This is a genomic window from Aeromicrobium sp. 50.2.37, from assembly GCF_024655735.1.
Classification (GTDB): Bacteria; Actinomycetota; Actinomycetes; order Propionibacteriales; family Nocardioidaceae; genus Aeromicrobium.
Map to the genome: position 1 here is coordinate 73,326 of NZ_JANLGG010000015.1, position 21,410 is coordinate 94,735.

At 72.4% G+C, this 21,410-nt stretch carries 17 protein-coding genes and 1 tRNA gene; 3 read left to right on the forward strand and 15 right to left on the reverse strand.

From position 1 onward, the window contains the following. Positions 1-19 precede the first annotated feature (19 nt). Positions 20-1,075 (reverse strand): hypothetical protein, encoded by a 1,056-nt coding sequence (locus tag NUV38_RS09870; protein ID WP_257728965.1) that lies wholly within the window; start codon positions 1,073-1,075, stop codon positions 20-22. A 135-nt stretch (positions 1,076-1,210) separates the two neighbouring features. On the opposite strand from NUV38_RS09870, the gene NUV38_RS09875 reads away from it, so the two are divergent. Continuing rightward, positions 1,211-3,655, forward strand: a complete 2,445-nt coding sequence (locus NUV38_RS09875; protein WP_257728966.1) for an excinuclease ABC subunit UvrA — start codon at positions 1,211-1,213, stop codon at positions 3,653-3,655. Positions 3,656-3,662: 7 nt separating this feature from the next. Here the strand turns inward: NUV38_RS09875 and NUV38_RS09880 are convergent, their stop codons facing one another. Beyond that, positions 3,663-4,427: a sulfite exporter TauE/SafE family protein gene (locus tag NUV38_RS09880; RefSeq protein ID WP_257728967.1), complete on the reverse strand. Its 765-nt coding sequence runs from the start codon at positions 4,425-4,427 to the stop codon at positions 3,663-3,665. 126 nt (positions 4,428-4,553) lie between these two features. Further along, a tRNA-Thr gene (locus tag NUV38_RS09885) sits at positions 4,554-4,629 on the reverse strand. An 87-nt stretch (positions 4,630-4,716) separates the two neighbouring features. Between NUV38_RS09885 and NUV38_RS09890 the strand changes: the two genes are divergently transcribed. Beyond that, positions 4,717-5,013 (forward strand): chorismate mutase, encoded by a 297-nt coding sequence (locus NUV38_RS09890; protein ID WP_055969595.1) that lies wholly within the window; start codon positions 4,717-4,719, stop codon positions 5,011-5,013. 230 nt (positions 5,014-5,243) lie between these two features. Here NUV38_RS09890 and NUV38_RS09895 read toward each other — a convergent pair whose 3' ends face one another. The 7 genes from NUV38_RS09895 to NUV38_RS09925 all read right to left on the reverse strand — a co-directional run bounded on the left by NUV38_RS09895 (position 5,244) and on the right by NUV38_RS09925 (position 16,838). Continuing rightward, positions 5,244-6,779: an alpha/beta hydrolase gene (locus tag NUV38_RS09895; RefSeq protein WP_257728968.1), complete on the reverse strand. Its 1,536-nt coding sequence runs from the start codon at positions 6,777-6,779 to the stop codon at positions 5,244-5,246. Continuing rightward, entirely contained in the window at positions 6,776-7,924 is a 1,149-nt protein-coding gene (locus tag NUV38_RS09900) for a DNA polymerase III subunit delta' (RefSeq protein WP_257728969.1), read from the reverse strand. The genes NUV38_RS09895 and NUV38_RS09900 overlap by 4 nt, the downstream gene beginning before the upstream one ends. After that, positions 7,921-8,577, reverse strand: coding sequence for a dTMP kinase (tmk, locus tag NUV38_RS09905; protein ID WP_257728970.1), 657 nt, complete (start codon positions 8,575-8,577; stop codon positions 7,921-7,923). Before tmk ends, NUV38_RS09900 begins: the two co-directional genes overlap by 4 nt. An 825-nt stretch (positions 8,578-9,402) precedes the next feature. Then, positions 9,403-12,162 carry a type I DNA topoisomerase gene (gene topA / locus NUV38_RS09910; protein WP_257728971.1) on the reverse strand — a complete coding sequence of 920 codons (2,760 nt, stop codon included), beginning with the start codon at positions 12,160-12,162 and terminating at the stop codon, positions 9,403-9,405. A 133-nt stretch (positions 12,163-12,295) separates the two neighbouring features. Further along, a complete protein-coding gene (locus tag NUV38_RS09915) occupies positions 12,296-13,741 on the reverse strand; it encodes a methyltransferase (protein WP_257728972.1) in 1,446 nt (481 codons plus the stop codon). A gap of 212 nt (positions 13,742-13,953) precedes the next feature. Further along, a complete protein-coding gene (locus NUV38_RS09920; protein ID WP_257728973.1) occupies positions 13,954-16,371 on the reverse strand; it encodes a sodium-translocating pyrophosphatase in 2,418 nt (805 codons plus the stop codon). A 110-nt stretch (positions 16,372-16,481) separates the two neighbouring features. Continuing rightward, positions 16,482-16,838 carry an STAS domain-containing protein gene (locus NUV38_RS09925; RefSeq protein ID WP_055969612.1) on the reverse strand — a complete coding sequence of 119 codons (357 nt, stop codon included), beginning with the start codon at positions 16,836-16,838 and terminating at the stop codon, positions 16,482-16,484. A 97-nt stretch (positions 16,839-16,935) separates the two neighbouring features. On the opposite strand from NUV38_RS09925, the gene NUV38_RS09930 reads away from it, so the two are divergent. Further along, positions 16,936-19,245 (forward strand): DEAD/DEAH box helicase, encoded by a 2,310-nt coding sequence (locus tag NUV38_RS09930; protein ID WP_257728974.1) that lies wholly within the window; start codon positions 16,936-16,938, stop codon positions 19,243-19,245. 18 nt (positions 19,246-19,263) lie between these two features. On the opposite strand, the gene NUV38_RS09935 is transcribed toward NUV38_RS09930, so the two are convergent. The 5 genes from NUV38_RS09935 to NUV38_RS09955 form a co-directional block, all read right to left on the reverse strand. Next, a complete protein-coding gene (locus tag NUV38_RS09935) occupies positions 19,264-19,635 on the reverse strand; it encodes an Rv3654c family TadE-like protein (protein WP_257728975.1) in 372 nt (123 codons plus the stop codon). Continuing rightward, positions 19,632-20,003, reverse strand: coding sequence for a TadE family type IV pilus minor pilin (locus NUV38_RS09940; RefSeq protein ID WP_257728976.1), 372 nt, complete (start codon positions 20,001-20,003; stop codon positions 19,632-19,634). Before NUV38_RS09940 ends, NUV38_RS09935 begins: the two co-directional genes overlap by 4 nt. Further along, positions 19,985-20,251, reverse strand: coding sequence for a DUF4244 domain-containing protein (locus tag NUV38_RS09945; protein WP_257728977.1), 267 nt, complete (start codon positions 20,249-20,251; stop codon positions 19,985-19,987). Before NUV38_RS09945 ends, NUV38_RS09940 begins: the two co-directional genes overlap by 19 nt. Positions 20,252-20,358: 107 nt before the next feature. Next, complete coding sequence (locus NUV38_RS09950) at positions 20,359-20,598, reverse strand: DUF4244 domain-containing protein (protein WP_257728978.1); 240 nt, start codon at positions 20,596-20,598, stop codon at positions 20,359-20,361. 133 nt (positions 20,599-20,731) lie between these two features. Then, a partial coding sequence (locus NUV38_RS09955) for a type II secretion system F family protein (RefSeq protein ID WP_257728979.1) occupies positions 20,732-21,410 on the reverse strand: 679 nt, incomplete at its 5' end.

The following is a 21,410-nucleotide window of genomic DNA, read 5'->3' on the forward strand; positions in this document are numbered from 1 at the left end:
ACGGTATGCCACCAGGGCGTCAGGGCTCGTCGGCGCTGGAGCACGCGCTGTCCGTCGTCACCGTCAGGACTCCCTCGCCGACGTCCACCTGCAACGAGGCCAGGGTCTCCGGGTCGAGGTAGCGCAGACCGGTGACGTTGCCGTCCTCGACCTCGACCTCCTGCTCCTCCAGCCCCGCACGGCGCGCTTCCTCGGCCACGTCGGCCCGGTCCTCCTGCGTGTAGCGCTCGCGGGGTGAGTCGTTGGTCCACGTGAGGATCCGCTGGACGCTGCCGTCGGCGCAGTCGCGGACGGCCGGGGCCTGCGAGGTCCAGTCGTCGTCCTCGCCCAGGAGCCGCTGGACCTCGGACTGCAGCCGGTTCTGCCGACCCCCCGCCTCGGGCGACAGGTCGGGCCGCGCCGACGGCGTGACGGTGGCCACCGACTCGTCCCTCTTGTCGTCGCCTTCGGCGGTGACGGAGGCGATGACAAGCCCGACCGCGACGACCATGGCGACGACCACCACGATGAACCCGACCGCGGAGAGGTTCGGATGCCGCACGGGCCAGGGAAGCAGGCCGGGGAACTCGCGCTCGACCCCCGCGACATCGAGCGGCTCGGAGGCCGTGGCATAGGTCGGCAGGTGCGCGACGATCGCCTCGAGATCGTCCTCCGACCACATCTCGACGTTCAGCCGGAAGGGTCGCCCCGTCCCGTCGACGACGAGGTAGGGGACCTCGATCCCGTGCTGGTACGACAGCGCCAGCAGCGTGCCGCGCAGGTGCTCGTCCATGGCCACGGCACGGGCGCGCCCATAGCTCCGGAACGTGACGTGCGTGCGTGACACGGTCACCGTGTGCTGCGTCGGGAGCGTCCGTCGCCAGACCACCACCCCCACGAGCGTGACGACAGCGGTGACGCCGGCCACCCACAGGCCCGCCTCCAGGCCGAGCCCCCTCAGGCCGACGAGGCCGACCGGGACCGCCACGGCCGCGGCCGCGAGGGAGCTGCGTCGACGCGCCTTCGTCCACGGGGGGCGGTGCCCCCGGTCCGGCGCGTACCTGATGCTCCCGTCGGGGAGGGTCGTGCGGCTCATCGTCGTCCTCTTCCGCGCTCCTCGAGGCCCTCGCGCGTGGCGCAGGGATCACGTTCGCACGGCGTCGGCGTCCGTGCAGCACGCCTCGCCGGACCGTGGCGAGCGGTCCCGGCGCCTCGCCAGTACGTTGGCAGGATGCCCACCCGCAGCGACCCCGACCTGCACGGCACCCCTCTGCCCACCGGCTCGTCGGGCTGGATCCGCGTGCGCGGGGCACGCGAGCACAACCTGCGCGACGTCGACGTGGACCTGCCGCGCGACTGCTTCGTGGCCTTCACCGGCGTCTCCGGGTCGGGCAAGTCGTCGCTGGCGTTCGGCACCGTGTTCGCGGAGTCGCAGCGTCGCTACTTCGAGTCCGTCGCTCCCTACGCGCGCCGCCTGATGGCGCAGGTCGCCGCCCCGGAGATCGACACGATCGAGGGGCTGCCGCCGGCCGTGGCCCTGCAGCAGGCACGTGGTGGCACCAGCTCGCGGTCGACGCTGGGCACCCTGAGCTCCCTGTCGGACGTGCTGCGCCTGCTCTACAGCCGGGCCGGCACCTACCCCGACGGCGCCGAGCACCTCCCGGCGTCGGCGTTCTCGCCGAACACGGCGATCGGCGCCTGCCCCACCTGCCAGGGAAGCGGCATCTCGCGACGCACCACCGAGGCGCTGCTCGTGCCCGACCCGACGCTGTCCATCGACGAGGGTGCGATCGGCGTCTGGGCCAGCCGCGCCTGGGTCGGCCAGAACGTGCGGCGGATGGTCACCAAGCTCGGCATCGACGTCCACGCTCCGTGGCACACGCTCCCCCAGAGCGACCGTGACTGGATCCTGTTCACCGACGAGGAGCCGCGCATGCTCCTGCAGGGCAACAAGCAGGGCGAGGCCAGCGCGTACCACGGACACTGGTCGTCGGCGGAGAAGTACCTCATGCGCAACCTCGCCAAGACCCAGTCCCCCGCGCAGCGCGAGAAGCTGGAGGCGTTCGTCGCCGACGGTCCGTGCCCCACGTGCGACGGCAAGCGTCTGCGGCCCGCCGCCCTCGCGGTCACGTTCGGCGGCATCGACATCGCCGCGATGGCCGCGCTGCCGCTCTCGCAGGTGTGCGCCCTGCTCGACGGCGGGCTGGCCGACCAGGCCCGTGGCACCGACCGGCACGGAGCGGCGGCGGCGTCCGCAGCGAGATCGCTGGTCAAGGACTTCGGTGCGCGCGTGGAGTCGATCATCTCCCTCGGCCTCGGCTACCTGTCCATGGACCGTTCGAGCACCGCACTGTCCCCGGGCGAGCTGCAGCGTGTGCGGCTCGCAGGTCAGCTGCGGGCCGGTCTGTTCGGCGTCCTCTACGTGCTCGACGAGCCGTCGGCCGGGCTGCACCCCGCCGACTCCGCGGCGCTCTACGACGCGCTGCGCGACCTCGTGGCCGCGGGCAACTCGCTCTTCGTGGTCGAGCACGACCTGTCCATCGCGCGCCACGCCGACTGGGTGGTCGACGTCGGCCCGAGCGCCGGGGTGCTCGGCGGACACGTGGTGCACAGCGGCCCGCCCGCGGCGCTGGCCGACGTGGCGGACTCGAGCACGGCGGATTTCATGTTCGACCGGACGGAGCCGCCGGTCCTGAGCGCGCGGACCCCGGAGGACTGGATCGACTTCGAGCCCGTCTCGCTGCACAACCTGCGCGACGTCGAGGTGCGACTGCCGACGGGCGTGCTCACGGCGGTGACCGGGGTGTCGGGTTCGGGCAAGTCGTCGTTGCTGACGGCCATGGTCGAGCAGCTGGAGGCCGCTGCAGCCGATCCGTCGGCCGACGGCCCGCGACGCATCGTCGTCATCGACCAGAAGCCCATCGGCCGGTCGCCGCGCTCCAACCTGGCCACCTACACCGGCCTGTTCGACCCGGTCCGTCGCCTCTTCGCGGCCACCCCCGAGGCCCAGGAGCGCGGATGGACGGCCGGGCGGTTCTCCTTCAACGTCGACGCCGGCCGCTGCCCCACCTGCGAGGGCGAGGGCTTCGTGGCGATCGAGCTCGTCTTCCTGCCCACCAGCTACTCCTCGTGCCCCACGTGCAAGGGATCACGCTACGACCCGGAGACGCTGGAGGTGCACTACCGCGACCGCGACATCGGTCAGGTGCTGGCCATGACGGTGCAGGAGGCGTCGAGCTTCTTCGACGACGTGCCCGCCGTGCACCGCGCGCTCACGACGCTGCTCGACGTCGGCCTCGGCTACCTGACGCTCGGCCAACCCGCCACGGAGCTCTCCGGCGGCGAGGCGCAGCGCATCAAGCTGGCCACCGAGCTGCAGCGACCGCGCCGCGAGGGCACCGTCTTCGTGCTCGACGAACCCACCGGCGGGCTGCACCCGGTGAACGTGCGCGACCTGGTGCGCGTGCTGAACCGCTTGGTCGAAGGCGGTGACACCGTCGTGGCGGTGGAGCACGACATGCAGGTCGTGGCGGCGGCCGACTGGGTGATCGAGCTCGGCCCCGGCGGCGGCGACCGCGGTGGCACGGTGGTGGCCGCGACGACACCCGCCGAGCTGCTCGACGTGGCCGACAGCGTGACCGCGCCGTACCTGCGGGCAGCCGTCGAGCGCGGGTGACGGAGGCTCAGCCGCGCAGGAACGCGACGAGCGCAACAACGCCGACCCCGACCACGAGCACGCGCAGCGCCGACGCCGGGAGACGTCGCCCGACGGTCGACCCGACCTGTCCGCCCACGGCCGAGCCGATCGCGATGAGCAGCACCACGAGCCAGTCGACGTCGGCCACGGCGATGAAGACGAGACCCGAGACCCCGTTGGCCACGGCCGCCAGCACGTTCTTCAGCGCGTTCAGCCGCTGCAGCTCGTCGTCGATCCCGATGCCCATGACGGCGAGCAGGATGATGCCCTGGGCGGCACCGAAGTAGCCGCCGTAGACGCCGGTCAGCGCCACGAGCGGCCGGGTCCACCACGCACCGTCCTCCGACAGGCCGCCGCGCTCGGCGTGCCGTCGGGCGACGGCTGCGGAGATCCGCGGCCCGAGCACGACGAGCACGCAGCCCAGCAGGATCAGCACAGGCACGATCGCCGAGAACGCCGACGCCGGGAGCACCAGCAGCAGCACGGCCCCCGCGACGGCCCCGACCGCCGAGGCCGGCACGAGCCGCATCGCGCGCCGACGCTGGCCACGCAGCTCGCGCCGGTAGCCGATGGCTCCCGAGACGGACCCGGGCACCAGGCCGATGCCGTTCGACACGTTGGCGGTGACCGGTGGGACCCCGAGCGCCAGCAGCGTCGGGAAGGAGATGAGGGTGCCGGACCCGACGACGGTGTTGATCGTGCCTGCCGCCAGCCCCGCGAGCAGGATCACCGTGATCTCGACCGGACCCATCTCGACCTCCCCCGAGGCGCAGGTGCGCCGTCCCGACCGTTGAGGCTACGGGAGCGACCCGGCCCCGTCGCACGCAGGCGACGGACCGGTCGGACCACGGTCCGCCAAGGACCGCGGATCTTCTGGTGGAGCCGCCTGTCGGAATCGAACCGACGACCTTTTCATTACGAGTGAAACGCTCTACCGACTGAGCTAAGGCGGCGAAGGCTCAGCGAGGATCGCCCGCCGAACCTCGACGAGTCTATCCGGGCCCTTCGGGGGCCACAAACCGGGCCCCTACACTCGACGCGTGGACGGAACAGAGGACGTGCGGGCCGAGCTGGACGACATGCGATCCAGCATCGACAACATCGACGCGGCCCTCGTGCACCTGCTCGCCGAGCGGTTCAAGTGCACGCAGCGGGTGGGGCGTCTCAAGGCCGCGCACGAGCTGCCGCCCTCGGACCCCGAGCGCGAGTCGCGCCAGATCGAGCGGCTCCGCACGCTCGCCGTGGAGTCCGACCTCGACCCCGCGTTCGCGGAGAAGTTCCTGACGTTCATCATCGACGAGGTCATCCGCCACCACGAGGCCATCCGCTCGGCCTGACCCCTTTCCGACCGACCCACGGCGACGCTCCGCGGCCGTCGGAGGTAGGTGGCGCGCGGGACCTGGGCGGTAGGAGGTAGGTCCTCCGCGGATAGCAGGTGCGTATCCGCGGCAGTCCTACCGCCGGGTGCCCCCGTAGCGCGGCACACCCACCGCTGACAGGCGTAGCGCGGCACAGCTACCTCGCACGCGCCGAAGCGGCGTGACGAGCCGAGAGCCGAGAGCGTGCGTCAGCCCTCGTCCTCGCAGGTGAGGCCGTCCTTGGGGACCGTGCCGTCGACCAGGTAGGCGTCGACGGCCTTCTTGATGCACTGGTTGCCCGACCCGTAGGCGGTGTGGCCGTCGCCGTCGCGCGTGAGCAGGACGCCCTCGGAGTCGCCGAGCTGGTCGGCGAGCGCCTTCGCGTTCTCGTAGGGGGTGGCCGGGTCGCGGGTGGTGCCGATGACGACGATCGGCGCGGAGCCCTCGGCGTCGATCTCGACCTGCGGGCGCTCGGCCGGCTCCGGCCAGTCGCTGCAGCCCAGCACGCCCCAGCCCAGCGCCTCGCCGAAGACGGGCGAGGCCTTCTCGAACGACGGCAGCTCGGCCTCGACCTCGTCGACGCTCGGGCGCTCACGGTTGTCGAGGCAGTTGACCGCGATGTTGGCCCAGCCGATGTTGCCGTCGTACTCGCCGTTGCCCTTGCGCGAGAAGTAGGCGTCGTTCAGCTGCAGCAGGACCGAGCCGTCACCGCGCAGCGCGGCCGTGAGGCCCTGGGAGAGGGCGATCCAGCTGGCCTTGTCGTACAGCGTGACCGCGATGCCGTAGAACGCACGCCCCTTGGTGAGCTCGCGATCGGTGCCGGTGGGCAGCGGCTCGTCCTCGAGCTGGCTCATCAGCGTCTCGATCGCGCGCTGCGCGGCGTCGGCGTCCTGCCCCAGCGGGCACGACTCGAGCTTCACGCACGACGCGATGTAGGCGTCGAGCGCACGCTGGAACCCGGTGGCCTGGCCCAAGGACGAGCCGAACACGTCCTTGGACGGGTCGACCGCACCGTCGAGCACCATCGCGCCGACCTTGGTGGGGAACAACGTGGCGTAGGTGGCGCCCAGCTGCGTTCCGTAGGAGGCGCCGAACCAGTCGAGCTTCTCCTGGCCGAGCAGGGCCCGCGCGACGTCCATGTCGCGGGCCGCCTCCTCGGTGGAGACGTGGCCGGCGAGGTCGCCGGAGTTCTTGCGGCACGCCTCGCCGAGCTCCTTGACCGCGTCGCGGAACTCCTGGACCTCGGCGTCGGTGGACGGGTCGGGGTCGCTCGCGGCGTACTCGTCGAACTGCTCGTCGGGCAGGCACTCCAGCGGCGAGCTCTCGCCGACGCCGCGCGGGTCGACCCCGACGATGGTGAACGCGTCGCGGACCTCGTCGCCCATGCTCCCGGCGAGCGATCCCGCGTAGTCGATGGCCGAGCCGCCCGGGCCGCCCGGGTTGACGAACAGCACGCGGGTGCCGTCGCCCTCCGCCAGGTAGCGCGCCGCCTTCAGCGTGGTGGTCTCGCCGTCGGGCTCGTCGTAGTCGACGGGCACCTCGATCGTGGCGCACTCGCGCTCGCCACCGCAGTCCTCCCAGGTGAGCTCCTGGTCGTAGAAGCGCTGCAGCCCGTCGGGAGCCTTCTCGCCCGTGGGCTCGAGCTGCGCCGAGGGTTCCGAGCCCCCGCCGCGGACGGCCAGCACGCCGACCACCACGGCGGCCGCGGAGAGGAGGACGATCAGGACGATCAGGAGGCGCTTCATCGGGTCCGGAATCCCATCATCATGCGTTCGAGGGTGAGCAGCGGTGCGGCGTTGGCGGTGAGGGCCTCGCGTGCCTCGACGATCGCATCGATCCTGCGGAGCGTCGAGTCGGGGGTCCACACCTCGGCGGCCGAGCGGACCGCGTCGGCGACGTCGGCGTTGACGAGCGGCGCGCCGGGTGCCGTCTGCGCGACCACGACGTCGCGGCAGAAGGAGAGCAGGTCGAGCAGGACGCCGTCGATGGAGTCGCGCGCGAGCCGCGTGCGACGCCGCTTCTGGTCCTTCTCGAGCGAGGAGACCGCGCCCGCGTAGCCGGCGGGCCTGCGGCCACGGTCCTCCACGCCCCACGACTGCTTGAGGTCGGAGGTCTCGCGCTCGTCGGCCACGTCGGCGACCGCGGCCGCACGGGCGGTGGCCTCGTCGTTGATGCGCTGGGCGGCCACCAGGCAGTCGCCGAGGGAGCGCAACGACGTGGGCAACGACAGGATGTCGCGACGACGCTCACGCGCCTGCGGGTCGCGGGCCAGCCCCCGCGCGCGACCGATGTGCCCCTGCGACGCCGCCGCGACCGCCTGCGCGAGCTGGGGCTCCACCCCGTCGCGCTCCACCAGCAGGCGGGCGATCGCGTCGGCCGGCGGGGTGCGCAGCAGCACCGCTCGACAGCGGGACCGGATGGTGACGATGACGTCCTCGGTGGCGGGCGCGCACAGCATCCACACCGTGTACGGCGACGGCTCCTCCACCGCCTTCAGCAGGGCGTTGGCCGCCTGCTCGGTCAGCCGGTCGGCGTCCTCGACGATGAGCACCTGCCAGCGACCGAGCGCCGGCCGCAGAGCCGACTTGCGCACGTACTCGCGCGCGACGTCGGTGCCGATGGACAGCCCGTCGGTGCGGATGACGGTGATGTCGGGATGGCTGCCGGCCGCCGCCGTGGTGCACGAGTGGCACTGGCCGCAGCCACCCAGCTCACACTGCAGCGCTGCCGCGAACGCCTTGGCCGCGTTGGAGCGACCCGACCCCGGCGGACCGGTGAGCAGCCACGCGTGCGTCATGGAGCGACCGTCGCCGCCGGCGGACCGGACCGCCGCGGACAACGTGTCGACAACCGGTCCCTGGCCGACGAGCTCGTCCCACACGCTCGTCACCGGTCACCACCGTCCTGGCGGGCCTGCCCGAGCCACGGCTCGACCGCGGCCCGGATGGCGGCGTGCACGACCTCGGGCGGCTGGTCGGCGTCGAGGACGAGGTAGTGGGCCGGGTCGGCGGCGGCGAGGGCCAGGAAGTGCTCGCGCACCCGCTGGTGGAAGTCGAGCGGCTCGGCCTCGATGCGGTCGGGCTCCCCCGCGCGCGACAGCCCGATCCTGGGGTCGAGGTCGAGGACCACGGTCAGGTGGGGCCGCAGGTCGGCCGTGGCCCACCGGGCCACGTGCTCCAGCTCGACGGCGTCGATCGCTCGGCCCGCCCCCTGGTAGGCGAGCGTGGAGTCGACGTAGCGGTCGGTGACCACGACCTCGCCACGCTCGAGCGCCGGGAGCACCACGGCGTCGACGTGCTCGGCCTTGTCGGCGGCGTAGACGAGGGCCTCGGTACGCGGTGACAGGTCGCCCGTCGCCGGGTCGAGCACGATGCTGCGCAGCCGGGCGCCGACCTCGGTGCCACCGGGCTCGCGCGTGAGCAGCACGGGCGTTCCCTGGGCCGTCAGCCAGTCGTGCAGCAGGCGGGACTGGGTGGACTTGCCGCCCCCCTCACCACCCTCGAGGGCGATGAAGACGCCCGAGTCGGTGTAGCGAGGCTGCATGTCGCCGATCCTAGGGGGCGGGTGCGACGGGGTGGGGTGGCGCTCCGCCTGGTCTGCGGTGGTCGGGGCCCTGCTGGCGCGCTGCCTGCGGTGGTCGTGGGCCTGCCGCTGCGCTGCCTGCAGTCGTCGTGGGCTTGGTGCTGCGCTGCCTCGGCCTTCGCTGGGGGTGGTCGCCGCAAGGGCCTGGACCGGGGACCTGGGTGGGTGCTGGTCTCGGGGTCTCGGGGTCCGGTCTGGTGCCGGGGTGACGCACGATTCTTCCTTCGCGTGTGATCGGCGCAGGATTCTTCGTTCGTGCGTGCCATCGGTGGATCCTCAACTGCAGACGGCTCGCAGAGGTTGAGGATCCACCGATGACGAGAGCAGGGGGTCAGGGATTCTTCCTTCTCGTGGACCGGTCCTCGAGAAGGAAGAATCCCTGCCACCCCGCTCGGCCGGGCGGTCACGATGATGCATTCACGTGCGCAGGCCCGAACGATGCTGCGTTCGCGACCGGATCCCGACACGAACGCAGAAGCGTTCGACCTCCAGCACGCGAACGCAGAATCCTGCGTCCCCCGCACGCGAACGCAGAATCCTGCGTCCCCACGCCCGAAGGAAGAATCGTGCGTCCGGCCAGCACCCGCCACAACCCGAGAACCCGGGCCGCCTCCGGCGTGAGCTGCCCGGTCTAGGCCCTCGCGGAGACCGACCCCGGCGTGAGCCGAGGCAGCGCAGCAGCAAGCCGAAGTCCCTCAGGCAGCGCAGCAGCGACCGAAGCCCCCGCAGGCGGCGCAGCAGCGAGCCGAGGCCCCCGCAGGCAGCGCACCCCCCGGGGACGAGGACTCAGCTCTTCTTGGCCGCCGTCTTCTTCGCGGTGGTCTTCTTCGCCGCCGTCTTCTTCGCGGTGGTCTTCTTCGCCGCCGTCTTCTTGGCCGCCGTCTTCTTCGCCGGGGCCTTCTTGGTCGCCTTCTTCGCGCCCTTCTTGGCCGTCTTCTTGGCCGGGCCACGCGCCCGACGCTCGGCGAGCAGCTCCTGCGCACGCTCGGCGGTCAACGTCTCGAGGGAGTCGTCCTTGCGCAGCGTGGCGTTGTACTCACCGTCGGTGACGTACACGCCGAAGCGGCCCTCCTTCACCACGATCGGGCTGCCGCTGACCGGGTCGTCGCCCAGCTCCTTGAGCGGCGGCTTGGCCGCACCACGGCGGCCGTACGTCTTCGGCTGGGCGTAGATCGCGAGCGCCTGCTCCTCGGTGAGGGTGAACAGCTGCTCCTCCGACTCCAGCGAGCGCGAGTCGGTGCCCTTCTTCAGGTAGGGCCCGTAGCGGCCGTTCTGCGCGGTGATCTCGACACCCTCGGCGTCCTTGCCGACCACGCGCGGGAGCGTGAGCAGCTTGACGGCGTCGTCGATGCCGATCGAGTCCATGCTCATGGACTGGAACAGGCTGGCCGTGCGCGGCTTCTCGCTCTTCTTGGCGTCCTCGGGCAGCAGCTCGGTCACGTAGGGACCGAAGCGACCGTTCTTGACGACCAGGTCGAGGCCGGTCTCGGGGTGCGTGCCGAGCATCTTCTCGGCGCCGGCCGGGTTGGCCAGCAGCTCCTTGGCCTTCTCGAGGGTCAGCTCGTCGGGCGGCAGGTCCTCGGGCACGTTGGCCCGTGTGGGGACGTCGGCACCGTCCTTGCCGGGCACCATCGGCGGGCCCTCGACGTAGGGGCCGTAGCGCCCGACGCGGACCGCGATGTCGTCGCCCAGCTCGAACGTGGCCAGTCCGCGCGCGTCGATGTCGGGCAGGTTCTCGATCAGCCACTTGAGGCCGGTGTCCTTCTCGCCACTGCCGGCCCAGAAGCTCTCGAGCACCCGCTGGCGAGCGTCGCGACCGTGCGAGACCTCGTCGAGCACGTCCTCCAGCTCGGCCGTGAACGAGTAGTCGACCAGCCGCGGGAAGTGCTGCTCCATCAGCCGCACGACGCTGAACGCGATCCAGGCCGGCACCAGCGCCGTGCCCTTCTTGAACACGTAGCCGCGGTTCTGGATGGTCCCGATGATCGACGCGTACGTGGACGGCCGGCCGATCTCGCGCTCCTCCAGCTCCTTGATGAGCGAGGCCTCGGTGTAGCGGGCCGGCGGCTTGGTCTCGTGGCCGGCCGGGGTCAGCTCGTGCGCCGCGACCGTGTCGCCCTGCGCCAGGGCCGGCAGCTTGGTCTGCTGGTCGTCGCCCTGGCCGTTGTCCTCGCGGGACTCGACGTAGGCCTTGAGGAAGCCGTGGAAGGTGATGGTGCGACCGGAGGCCGTGAACTCGACCGGAGCGCCCGCGTCGGCACCGGCGGCGTCGGAGGCGGTGGCGGCCAGGCGGATGGAGACCTGCTCGCCCCGGGCGTCCTTCATCTGCGAGGCGAGCGTGCGCTTCCAGATGAGCTCGTACAGCTTGTACTCGTCGCCGCGCAGACCCGTGGCCTGCGGCGTGCGGAACTTCTCGCCCGCCGGCCGGATGGCCTCGTGCGCCTCCTGCGCGTTCTTCACCTTGCCGGTGTACGTGCGTGGCGCGTCGGGCAGGTACTCGGCGCCGTACAGCTCGCGGACCTGCGACCGGGCCGCGTTCAGTGCCGTCTGCGACAGCGTGATCGAGTCGGTGCGCATGTAGGTGATGTGGCCGCCCTCGTACAGACGCTGCGCCACCTGCATGGTGCGGGCCGCGCCGAACCCGAACTTGCGCGACGCCTCCTGCTGCATCGTCGTGGTGCGGAACGGGGCGTACGGCTTGCGGGTGTACGGCTTGGCGTCGACCGCGGCGACCGCGAAGGACTCGTCACGCAGGCCCGCGGCCAGCGCCGTCACGCGGGCCTCGTCGAGGTGCGCGACCTCGGCGTTCTTGAGGGTGCCGTCGTCGGCGAAGGCCGAGCCGTTGGCCACCTTCTTGCCGCCCACGCTCACCAGCCGCGCCGGGAACAGACGGGCGTCCTCGTGCTTCTCGCCGGCGTCGAAGGTGGCGTCGAGGTCCCAGTAGGACGCGGACCGGAACGCCATCCGCTCCCGCTCGCGCTCGACGACCAGCCGGGTGGCCACCGACTGCACGCGACCGGCGGACAGGCCCGACATGACCTTCTTCCACAGGACGGGGCTGACCTCGTAGCCGTAGAGACGGTCGAGGATGCGCCGGGTCTCCTGGGCATCGACGAGGTCCATGTCGATGTCGCGCGGGTTCTCGACCGCGCGGGTGATCGCTTCCTTGGTGATCTCGTTGAAGACGATCCGCTTGACCGGAACCTTGGGCTTCAGCTCGTCGAAGAGGTGCCACGCGATGGCCTCGCCCTCGCGGTCCTCATCGGTCGCGAGCACGAGCTCGTCGGACTCCTTGAGCAGCTTCTTGAGCTTGGTGATCTGCGACTTCTTGTCGGCCGCGACCACGTAGACCGGCTCGAAGCCGTTCTCGATGTCGACACCGAGGCGGGCCCACGGCAGGCCCTTGAACTTGGCGGGCACCTGGTCGGCGCCCTTCGGGAGGTCGCGGATGTGGCCCACGCTGGAGTCGACGACGTACCCGTCACCCAGGTACGACTGGATGCTGCGCACCTTGTTCGGCGACTCGACGATGACGAGCGTGGTCACGGTGATACTCCCTGCTGGACGGCGTCGGCCCCGCTGGTCGGGGGCCGGACGGGGCAAACGCTAACGCGTCCTGTCAACAAACATCGTGCCCCGGGGGCCGACGTGGCGCGCGCCACGCCCGGTGTCGACGCTCTCAGGGCACCAGGAAGCCGTCGGCCACGAGGTCGTGCACGACGGGTCGGTACGACTCCCGCAGCTCGGTCGGGTCGCGGTCGAGCAGCTGGGCGAGAGCGTCGATCACCTGGCCGGCCGTGAGGTCGCCGTCGAGCGCGCCGAGCAGCCCCGCCTCCACCGTGTCGACCTGCCGCGCACGACGCAGCCCCTCCCCCAGCCGCACCACGATCGCCTCCGGGTCGGCCGCGCCCGGCGGACCGTACGTCTCCTGCGCCAGGCCGGTGGCCTGGGTCCAGTGGACGTCGAGCACGTCGTCGGCGTCGGCCAGGGCGTCGATCCGTCCGGCCCAGTCGAGCACGGCGGCGCCGACCGGCGGCACGACCTCGTGGCGCCACTGCTCCATCCGCAGCACCGGGACGTCGCGCTGGGCCGCACGCAGGTTGATCCACCCGAAGGCCATCGCCTCCACGCCCTGCTCGTCGAACCAGCCGAGCCACGCGTCGTAGCGCTCGGTGTAGTCGGGCCGATGGCGTGCGCCGGCGTCGGCCAGCCACATCTCCACGTACGCCGGCAGGTCGACGACCTCACGCTCGACCACCCAGGCGTCGAGCCCGGAGGGTGCGATCCAGCCGTGCAGGCGCTCCTCCCACGGCTCGTCGGTGTGCACCCAGCTGCCCAGCACCTGGCACCAGCCGCCGGGGCGCAGATGGTCCGCGGCGCCGGACACCACGGTGCGGACCACGCCGTCGGCCTCGAGCGAACCCTCCCGGTACACGAGCCGCTCCCCCGAGGGCGGCGAGACGACGAACGGCGGGTTCGTGGCGATCACGTCGAAGCGCTCCCCCGCCACCGGCTCCCAGAACGAGCCGTCGCGCACGTCGACGTCGGCACCGTTCAGCTCGGCGGTGAGCCGCGCCGCCCACAGAGCCCTCGGGTTCACGTCGGTGGCGACCACCCGCTCGTGACGCTGCGCCAGGTGCAGCGCCTGCACCCCGCAGCCCGTGCCGAGGTCGAGCACACGTCCACCCGACGTCGGCACCGTGAGCTGCGCGAGCGACGACGACGCCTCGCTGATGCCGAGCACGTGCTCCGGTCCGACCTCGATCGGGGCGGTGTCGAGGCCGGGCGTGAGGTCGCAGACTACCCACCAGTCGTGGTCCTCGTCGCCGTAGGGCCGGACGTCGACGAGCGCTCGCACGTCGAAGCCGTCGCGTCCGAGCAGCCCCCGCTCGAGCAGGTCGTCGACGAGACCCGGGAGGGCGGCCTCGACGGCGCGGGCCGGCTCGGCGCGCTGGAGGGAGAAGAGCCGCACGAGCGTGGAGAGCGCGGAGCCGTCGCGCGTGGCGCGCTCGGCCGGCGTCGTCTCGTTGCGCAGCAGGGCGGCGTGGGCCTCGGGGCCGAGGAGCTCCTGGACCCGGTCCACCGTGAACCCGACGTCGGCCAGCCGTGCGCGCACCTGTTCCATGCGGCCAGCGTGTCACGTCGCGACGTCGGTGCCACCCACTCACCCTGGTTCTCCCCCACTCACCTGGGCGGGCATCCCGAGGTGAGTGACGGATTCCCGTGGTGGGTTCACGATTCCCATCACCTGATGGGAATCGTGGGGACGGAGGGACGCGAGGGGCGACGCACGTGACCCCCGCGGCGGGGCCGCGGGGGTCACGTGGGGTGGTGCGGTCAGGCGGGGCTGGTGGCCTCGTCCATGGCGCCGTCCTCCTGGACGTCGCCGATGGCGATCGGACGACGCTTGGAGATGTAGACGGCCACCACGATGATGAGCACCGAGACACCGGCGATGGTGTACCGGACCCAGTCCTTGGCGTCCTCGCCGTAGGTCACCTGGACGACGACCGGGACGATGAGCAGGGCGACGAGGTTCATCACCTTGAGCAGCGGGTTGATCGCCGGGCCGGCGGTGTCCTTGAACGGGTCACCGACCGTGTCACCGATGATCGTCGCCTCGTGGGCGAGCGACCCCTTGCCGCCGTGGTTGCCGTCCTCGACCAGCTTCTTGGCGTTGTCCCACGCGCCGCCGGAGTTCGCGAGGAACACCGCCATGAGCGTGCCGGCACCGATGGAGCCGGCCAGGTAGGCGCCGAGCGGACCGACGCCGAGGCCGAAGCCGACGGCGATCGGGGCGAAGATCGCCAGGATGCCCGGCGTCGCCAGCTCGCGCAGCGAGTCGCGCGTGCAGATGTCGACGACCTTGCCGTACTCCGGACGACCCGTGCCCTCCATGATCCCGGGGATCTCGCGGAACTGGCGGCGCACCTCGTACACGACCGCGCCCGCGGCACGCCCGACGGCGCTGATCGCGAGTCCGGAGAAGAGGAACACGACCGAGACGCCGATGATGAGGCCGACCAGGTTGCTCGGGTCGGCCACGTTGAGGATGCCGGAGATGACCTGTCCGTCGGAGGAGCTGAGCCCACCGAGGAAGGCCTGCAGCGGCTCGGGGTCCTGGACGTCGAAGCCGGAGAGCACCTCGCCGAAGCCGTCGCGGATCGCGTCGGTGAACGACCCGAACAGCGCCGTCGCGGCGAGCACGGCCGTGGCGATCGCGATGCCCTTGGTGATCGCCTTGGTGGTGTTGCCCACCGCGTCGAGCTCGGTGAGGATCTGCGCCCCCTCCTCGCCGACGTCGCCGGACATCTCCGCGATGCCCTGGGCGTTGTCGCTCACCGGGCCGAAGGTGTCCATGGCCACGATGACGCCCACCGTGGTGAGCAGGCCGCAGCCCGCCAGGGCCACCGCGAACAGGGCCACGACCAGCGACCCCGACCCGAGCAGGAACGCGCCGAACACCGCCGCGCCGATCACGAGGGCGGTGTAGACCGCCGACTCGAAGCCGACCGAGAGGCCGGACAGGATGACCGTGGCGGGTCCCGTGAGCGACGTCTTGCCGACGTCCTTGACCGGGCGCGTCTCCGTGCCGGTGAAGTAGCCGGTGAGGGCGAGGATCACGGCGGCCAGGACGATGCCGATGAGCACGGCGACCATGGCGATGACGCGGGGGTCGCCGTCCAGGCCGGCCACGCTCTCCACGGGCAGCACCTGCGACAGGATCGACGACTCGTCGGGCGTCGGGAGCGACAGGTCCGCGAAGGACGACGGCAGGTAGAACCAGGCGAAGGCCGCCGACCCGACCGCACCCAGGAACGCCGAGATGTAGAAGGACCGGTTGATCGTGCTCAGGCCGCTCACGCCCGGCTGGGCGCGCGTGATGAAGACACCGAGGATCGCGGTGACCGCGCCGATGGCCGGGATGACGAGCGGCAGCACCAGGCCCTGCTCGCCGAACGCCACGGAGCCGAGGATGAGCGCGGCGACGAGCGTGACGGCGTAGGACTCGAACAGGTCGGCCGCCATGCCGGCGCAGTCACCGACGTTGTCGCCCACGTTGTCGGCGATGGTCGCGGCGTTGCGCGGATCGTCCTCGGGGATGTTGTTCTCGACCTTGCCGACGAGGTCGGCGCCGACGTCGGCGGCCTTCGTGAAGATGCCGCCGCCGACTCGCATGAACATGGCGAGCAGCGCGGCACCGAAGCCGAAGCCCTCGAGCACCGTGGGCGCGTCACCCTGGTAGATCAGCACGACCACCGAGGCACCGATGAGGCCGAGGCCCACCGTGGACATGCCGACGGTGCCACCGGTGCGGAAGGCGATGCGCATGGCCACCTCGCGCCCCTCGTTCTCGGCGGCGGCCGCCACGCGCACGTTCGCCCGCACCGCGAGCCACATGCCGAAGTACCCGATGAGCGCCGAGAACAGCGCACCGGCCAGGAACGCGACTGAGCGACCGATGCGGACGTCGGTGGCACCGGGCAGCGCGAACAGCAGGGCGAACGCGGCCACCGCGAACACGGCGAGCGTCTTGAACTGGCGGGTCAGGTACGCCGAGGCGCCCTCCTGCACCGCCAGTCCGATCTCCTGCATCTTCTCGGTGCCGTCGTCGGCAGCGAGGACCTGGGAGCGGAACAGTGCAGCGAAGAGGAGCGAGACGACTCCGATCCCGGCGACCACAGCGACGAACGTCGTGTTGCCTCCCGAGAGCTCGAGATCACTCGCCGCCGCAACGAACGTCGCGTCGACCATGTATGCCTCCGTGGTGTGGGACAGGGATGTCGGCCCCAGCCAACCAGGAAAATGTGACGCGGGCTACACCCGGGTAACAATCCTGCGCGTGTCGTCCACGGCGGGCGCGCTCAGGCCAGCGACGCGGGCCCGTGGGCGGCGCGCGCCGCCTCCACGGAGTCGTGCAGGCCGAACACCTTGTCGAGGCCGGTGATCTCGAAGATCTTGAGCAGCCGCGGGTGGGTGCACACGATGTCGAGGGACCCGCCACCGGCGCGCACCTTCTTGAGGGCGCCCACGAGCACGCCGAGCCCCGTGGAGTCGAGGAACTCGACCCGCTCGACGTCGACGATGAGGCGCAGGTGCCCGGCCTCGACGGCCTCGACGATGGCCTCACGCAGGCGTGGGGCGGTGTACACGTCGATCTCGCCGCCGACCTCGATGATCTCGAACGGGTCGTCGGTGCGCGTGGTGAGCAGCAGGTCCATCAACGTCCTTCCGAAGGTGTGACCAGTCAACCACGAAGGAACCGAGCGCGCCCCCGTCTCGAGGGAGCCGTCGTGTGCCGCCTGGGAGACTATCGGGGTGGACATCGGACGCCTGCTCTCGCGCCACGGTGACCGCATCCTCCACCTGCACGACGTGCCCGCCCGGGAGGCCGTGGTCGAGCCGTGGCCGGAGTGGGTCGACCCCCGCGCGCGGACGGCCTTCGCGGCCCAGGGCGTGACCCACCTGTGGGGACACCAGGCCGAGGCGCTCGCCCACGTGCACGCCGGGCGGCACGTGGTGGTCTCGACCGGGACCGCGTCGGGCAAGTCGCTGACCTACCAGGTGCCGGCGCTCGACGCGCTGGTCCGTGGCAGGTCGGGCGACGCGCTCCACGGCCACCGCGCCCCCACCGCGCTGTACCTGGCGCCGACCAAGGCGCTGGCGGCCGACCAGCTGCGTCGGCTCCCCCTCGGACCCGACGGCGCGGCCCTCGTGCGCGCGACCACGGTCGACGGCGACAGCTCGCTCGACGACCGCGCCTGGGCCCGCGACCACGCCCAGCTGGTGCTCACGAACCCCGACACCATCCACCACACCCTGCTGCCCGGGCACGAGCGCTGGTCGCGCCTGTTCGCCGGCCTGCGCATCGTCGTCGTGGACGAGTGCCACCACTACCGGGGGGTCTTCGGCGCCCACGTGGCGCACGTGCTGCGTCGCCTGCTGCGGGTCTGCGCCCACCACGGGTCGCACCCCGTGGTGGTCCTGTCGTCGGCCACCGTCAGCGAGCCCGAGGCGTCGGCTCGACGGCTGACCGGGCTCGACGTGGTGGCCGTGACCGACGACGCGTCGCCCCACGGACCGCGGACGATCGCGCTGTGGGAGCCGCCCCTCGTGGGTGCGGCGCACCCGTCGCAGCCACCCACCCGTCGCTCGGCCGGGCGCGAGGCGGCCGAGCTGCTCACCGACCTCGTCCTCGACCGCACCCGCACCCTCGTCTTCTCCCGGTCGCGCCGGGGAGCCGAGTCCATCGCCCGCGGCGCCCAGCAGCGCCTGGGCGAGGTCGCGCCCGAGCTGCCGGGACGGGTCGCGACCTACCGCGGCGGCTACCTGCCGGAGGAGCGGCGCGAGCTGGAGGACCGGCTCCGCTCGGGTGACCTGCTGGGCCTGGCCGCCACGAACGCACTGGAGCTCGGGGTCGACGTGAGCGGTCTCGACGCGGTGGTGAGCGTGGGGTTCCCCGGCACCCGAGCAGCCTTCTGGCAGCAGGTGGGACGAGCCGGCCGCGACGGGCAGTCGTCGCTCGGGGTGCTCGTGGCCCGCGACGAGCCCATCGACACGTTCCTGGTGCACCATCCCGAGGCCTGGCTGGGCGCGCCGGTCGAGGCCACGGTGTTCGACCCCGACAACCCGTACGTGCTCGGACCTCACCTGGCCGCCGCGGCACAGGAGCTTCCGCTCACGGAGGACGACCTGCCGCTGTTCGGTCCTCGGGCGCGCGAGGGCGTCGACGCGCTGGAGGCGGCGGGGTGGCTGCGCCGGCGACCCGGCGGGTGGTTCTGGACACGGCGCGACCGGGCCGCCGCCCTGGCCGACCTGCGCGGCAGTGGCGGCGCACCCGTGCAGATCGTCGACGGTCCGACCGGACGGCTGATCGGCACGGTCGACGCCGGGTCCGCCGACGGCGAGGTGCACGAGGGCGCCGTGTACGTCCACCAGGGGGTGGCCCACGTGGTCGACGAGTACGACGTGGAGGACGGCGTGGCGGTCGTGCACACCGAGGACCCGGGCTGGTCCACGTCGGCGCGGACCACGACCGAGGTCTCGGTGGTGTCGACGCAGCGCAGCCGCACGTGGGGCGCCACCACGGTGCACCTCGGAGAGGTCGACGTGACCAGCCAGGTGGTCTCGTTCTCGCGCCGGCGGCACGACGGCAGCCTGGTGGGCGAGGAGCCGCTCGACCTGCCCGCCCGCACGTTGCGCACCGTCGCCACCTGGTGGACGGTTCACCCCGACGTGGTGCCGCAGGTCCTGGAGCACACGGACGTGCCGGGCGCGGCGCACGCGGCCGAGCACGCGGCCATCGGCCTGCTCCCGCTGCTCGCCACGTGCGACCGCTGGGACCTCGGTGGCCTGTCGACCGCGGTGCACGCCGACACGGGCACGTTGACGATCTTCGTGCACGACGGGCACCCGGGCGGGGCGGGCTTCGCCGAGCGGGGCTACGAGGTGGTCGAGCGCTGGCTCCGCGTCACCCGGGCCACCATCGCGGGCTGCGAGTGCCCCACCGGCTGCCCGTCGTGCGTCGTCTCCCCCAAGTGTGGGAACTTCAACGAGCCGCTCGACAAGGCCGGTGCCGTGCGACTGCTCGACGCCCTGCTGGACGGCGCGCCGGACGACGAGGCCTGACCGACCACCTACGCCGGGTCAACGCTCGTACCAGGCAGGAGCGGCGCGGGCCTCGATGCGCGTGGTCCACGTCCCGCCCCACCACGGACGGGCCGAGCCGACGGCGGTCACGGTGGCGACGTCGAGGTCCATGCGGCAGCGATCGAGCCGGACGTCGTTGCGTCGCGCCAGACGGTGCGCGGCCTCGCACCCGTCAGCACCCTCGGTGCTGGCACGGCTGCCCGCGAGTGCGGCCAGGTCGGCAGCCGATGCCACCTGGTGGCGCAGCGTCACGAGGGCCATGACCTGCAATCCCAGCGCCACCACGCCGACCAGGACGGCGACGACCCAGAGCGCGTGCACCGTGACGGCCCCTTCCTCGCGGCGCCGTCCCGACGCGGTCGGGCTCACGGCGCCTCCGCCGCCGCCACGGCCGTCGCGCTGAGCTCGCGGGACCCCACGGTGGTGCCGAAGCCCAGTGGTGCGCGGGACCGGACCCGGACGGTGACGACGACCGTGCCGTCCTGCTCCTGCACCCGGACCCGGGCACCGGCCGGCGCGAGTCGGCGGACCAGCGCCGTGGCGCCACCGTCGTCCTCGCCGCGTGCGACGAGCCGGGCGCCCTCGCGCGCGGCGTCGACGAGCCGGACCTGGGTCACCCCGAGCGACGCCACCCACACGAGCAGGAGCACGAGCACGAGGGCGAACGGGGCGAGGACGGCCAGCTCGGCGGTGGCCGTGCCTCTCTCGCCGCGCGCGGTCATCCGATCGGGGTCCACGGCCTGCCCCGTCGCAGGTGCTCGACGAGCGTGGTGGGGTCGAGCGCGCGCACGAAGATCTCGCGCAGCTGCTCGAAGAACCAGCCGTCGGCCCCGAGGTGGACCAGGACGGCGGCGCAGGTGGCGGCCCCGAGGGTGCCGACGGCGTACTCGGCCGTGGTCATGCCGCGCTCGTCGCGGGAGCGAGCGATGCCGGCGCGGCGGAAGCACGGGACGGCGGAGGTGGAGGTGGAGGTGCGGTGGTGCACGGTGGTCTCCTGGGGAGTCTGGTCGGTGCTGGGGCGAGGTACGGGTGGTCGCTCCGGTGGGGCGGCCGCGGCCGGGCGAGCGCCACGAGAGCCCCACCGGAGATCGGTCAGAACAGGTTGGGCAGGAGGTTCGGGATGTTGTCGATGACGTCGCGGACGAGCTCGCCGAACCACTCGGACTGGCCGACCTTCACGAGCACACCGCCGACGGTGCAGGCACCGAGGGTGCCGACGGCGTACTCGGCGGTGGTCATGCCCTGCTCCTGACGCCGGGCGCCGCGGGCGAGCAGACGCGAGAGGCCGAGGGTCGCCCGGTCCTGGAGCGTGGAGTGCTGGAGGTTCTTCATGGGGTGTCCTTTCGTGGAACGTGCTGACACCCAGGAGATGGGCCGGTCCCGCCCCCGGACGTCCACCTCGTCGGCGACCTGTGGACGAGCAGCCCCGAGGGCGGTCGGGCCTGTGGACGGCCCGGAGGTGCATTCATCCGCCCAGCAGGTCGAGCCCCGACGCGACACCGATGAGGGTCGGGACGATGCCCACGAGGAAGAACGCCGGGAGGAAGCAGAGCCCGAGCGGGGCGGCGGCGCGCACGCCGACCGCACGCGCGCGTTCGCGCGCCTGGGACGCCCGGTCGCGGCGCAGGTCGGCTGCCGTGGCGGCCAGCACCGCGGCCACGGGCGAGCCGGACTGCTCGGCCCGCCGGAACGCGCGACCCACGGCGCCCAGCACCCGGTGCCGGGCCAGCACCTCCCACACCGCGGGCAGGTCCGTACCCGACCGCAGCCGTCGACCGACCTGCTGCAGCTCGGCGGCGAGCGGCTCCGCGACCACCTCACCGACCACCTCGAACGCGACGACGGCCGGTCGCCCGGACGCCAGCACGGCGACGACGAGGTCGAGCGCCACGGGCAGCTGGCGCTGCAGCTGCTCCTCACGCCGTCGCGAGGCCGCCGTGGCCATGGTCGCGACGGTTGCCCGCGCCGCCGGGGTCGCCGCGAGGGCGACGAGCAGACCGATCACCGGTCCGAGCACCACGAGGCAGGCGATCGGCGTGAGGACGGTCGCCACGCCGGCCGGTGACGGACGCCTGCGCGAGGTCGGCACGGTCGTGAGCGCACGGAGCCGGTCCGTGGCCGGGACGGGCACGGCCAGCCAGGCC

Excerpts from the sequence above, each read along its gene's own strand:
- NUV38_RS09870 (WP_257728965.1), bottom strand. The coding sequence starts at position 1,075 with ATGAGCCGCACGACCCTCCCCGACGGGAGCATCAGGTACGCGCCGGAC.
- tmk (WP_257728970.1), bottom strand. The coding sequence starts at position 8,577 with ATGCAGCCTCGCTACACCGACTCGGGCGTCTTCATCGCCCTCGAGGGT.
- NUV38_RS09895 (WP_257728968.1), bottom strand. The coding sequence starts at position 6,779 with ATGAAGCGCCTCCTGATCGTCCTGATCGTCCTCCTCTCCGCGGCCGCC.
- NUV38_RS09880 (WP_257728967.1), bottom strand. The coding sequence starts at position 4,427 with ATGGGTCCGGTCGAGATCACGGTGATCCTGCTCGCGGGGCTGGCGGCA.
- NUV38_RS09915 (WP_257728972.1), bottom strand. The coding sequence starts at position 13,741 with ATGGAACAGGTGCGCGCACGGCTGGCCGACGTCGGGTTCACGGTGGAC.
- NUV38_RS09920 (WP_257728973.1), bottom strand. The coding sequence starts at position 16,371 with ATGGTCGACGCGACGTTCGTTGCGGCGGCGAGTGATCTCGAGCTCTCG.
- NUV38_RS09875 (WP_257728966.1), top strand. The coding sequence starts at position 1,211 with ATGCCCACCCGCAGCGACCCCGACCTGCACGGCACCCCTCTGCCCACC.
- NUV38_RS09950 (WP_257728978.1), bottom strand. The coding sequence starts at position 20,598 with ATGAAGAACCTCCAGCACTCCACGCTCCAGGACCGGGCGACCCTCGGC.
- NUV38_RS09925 (WP_055969612.1), bottom strand. The coding sequence starts at position 16,838 with ATGGACCTGCTGCTCACCACGCGCACCGACGACCCGTTCGAGATCATC.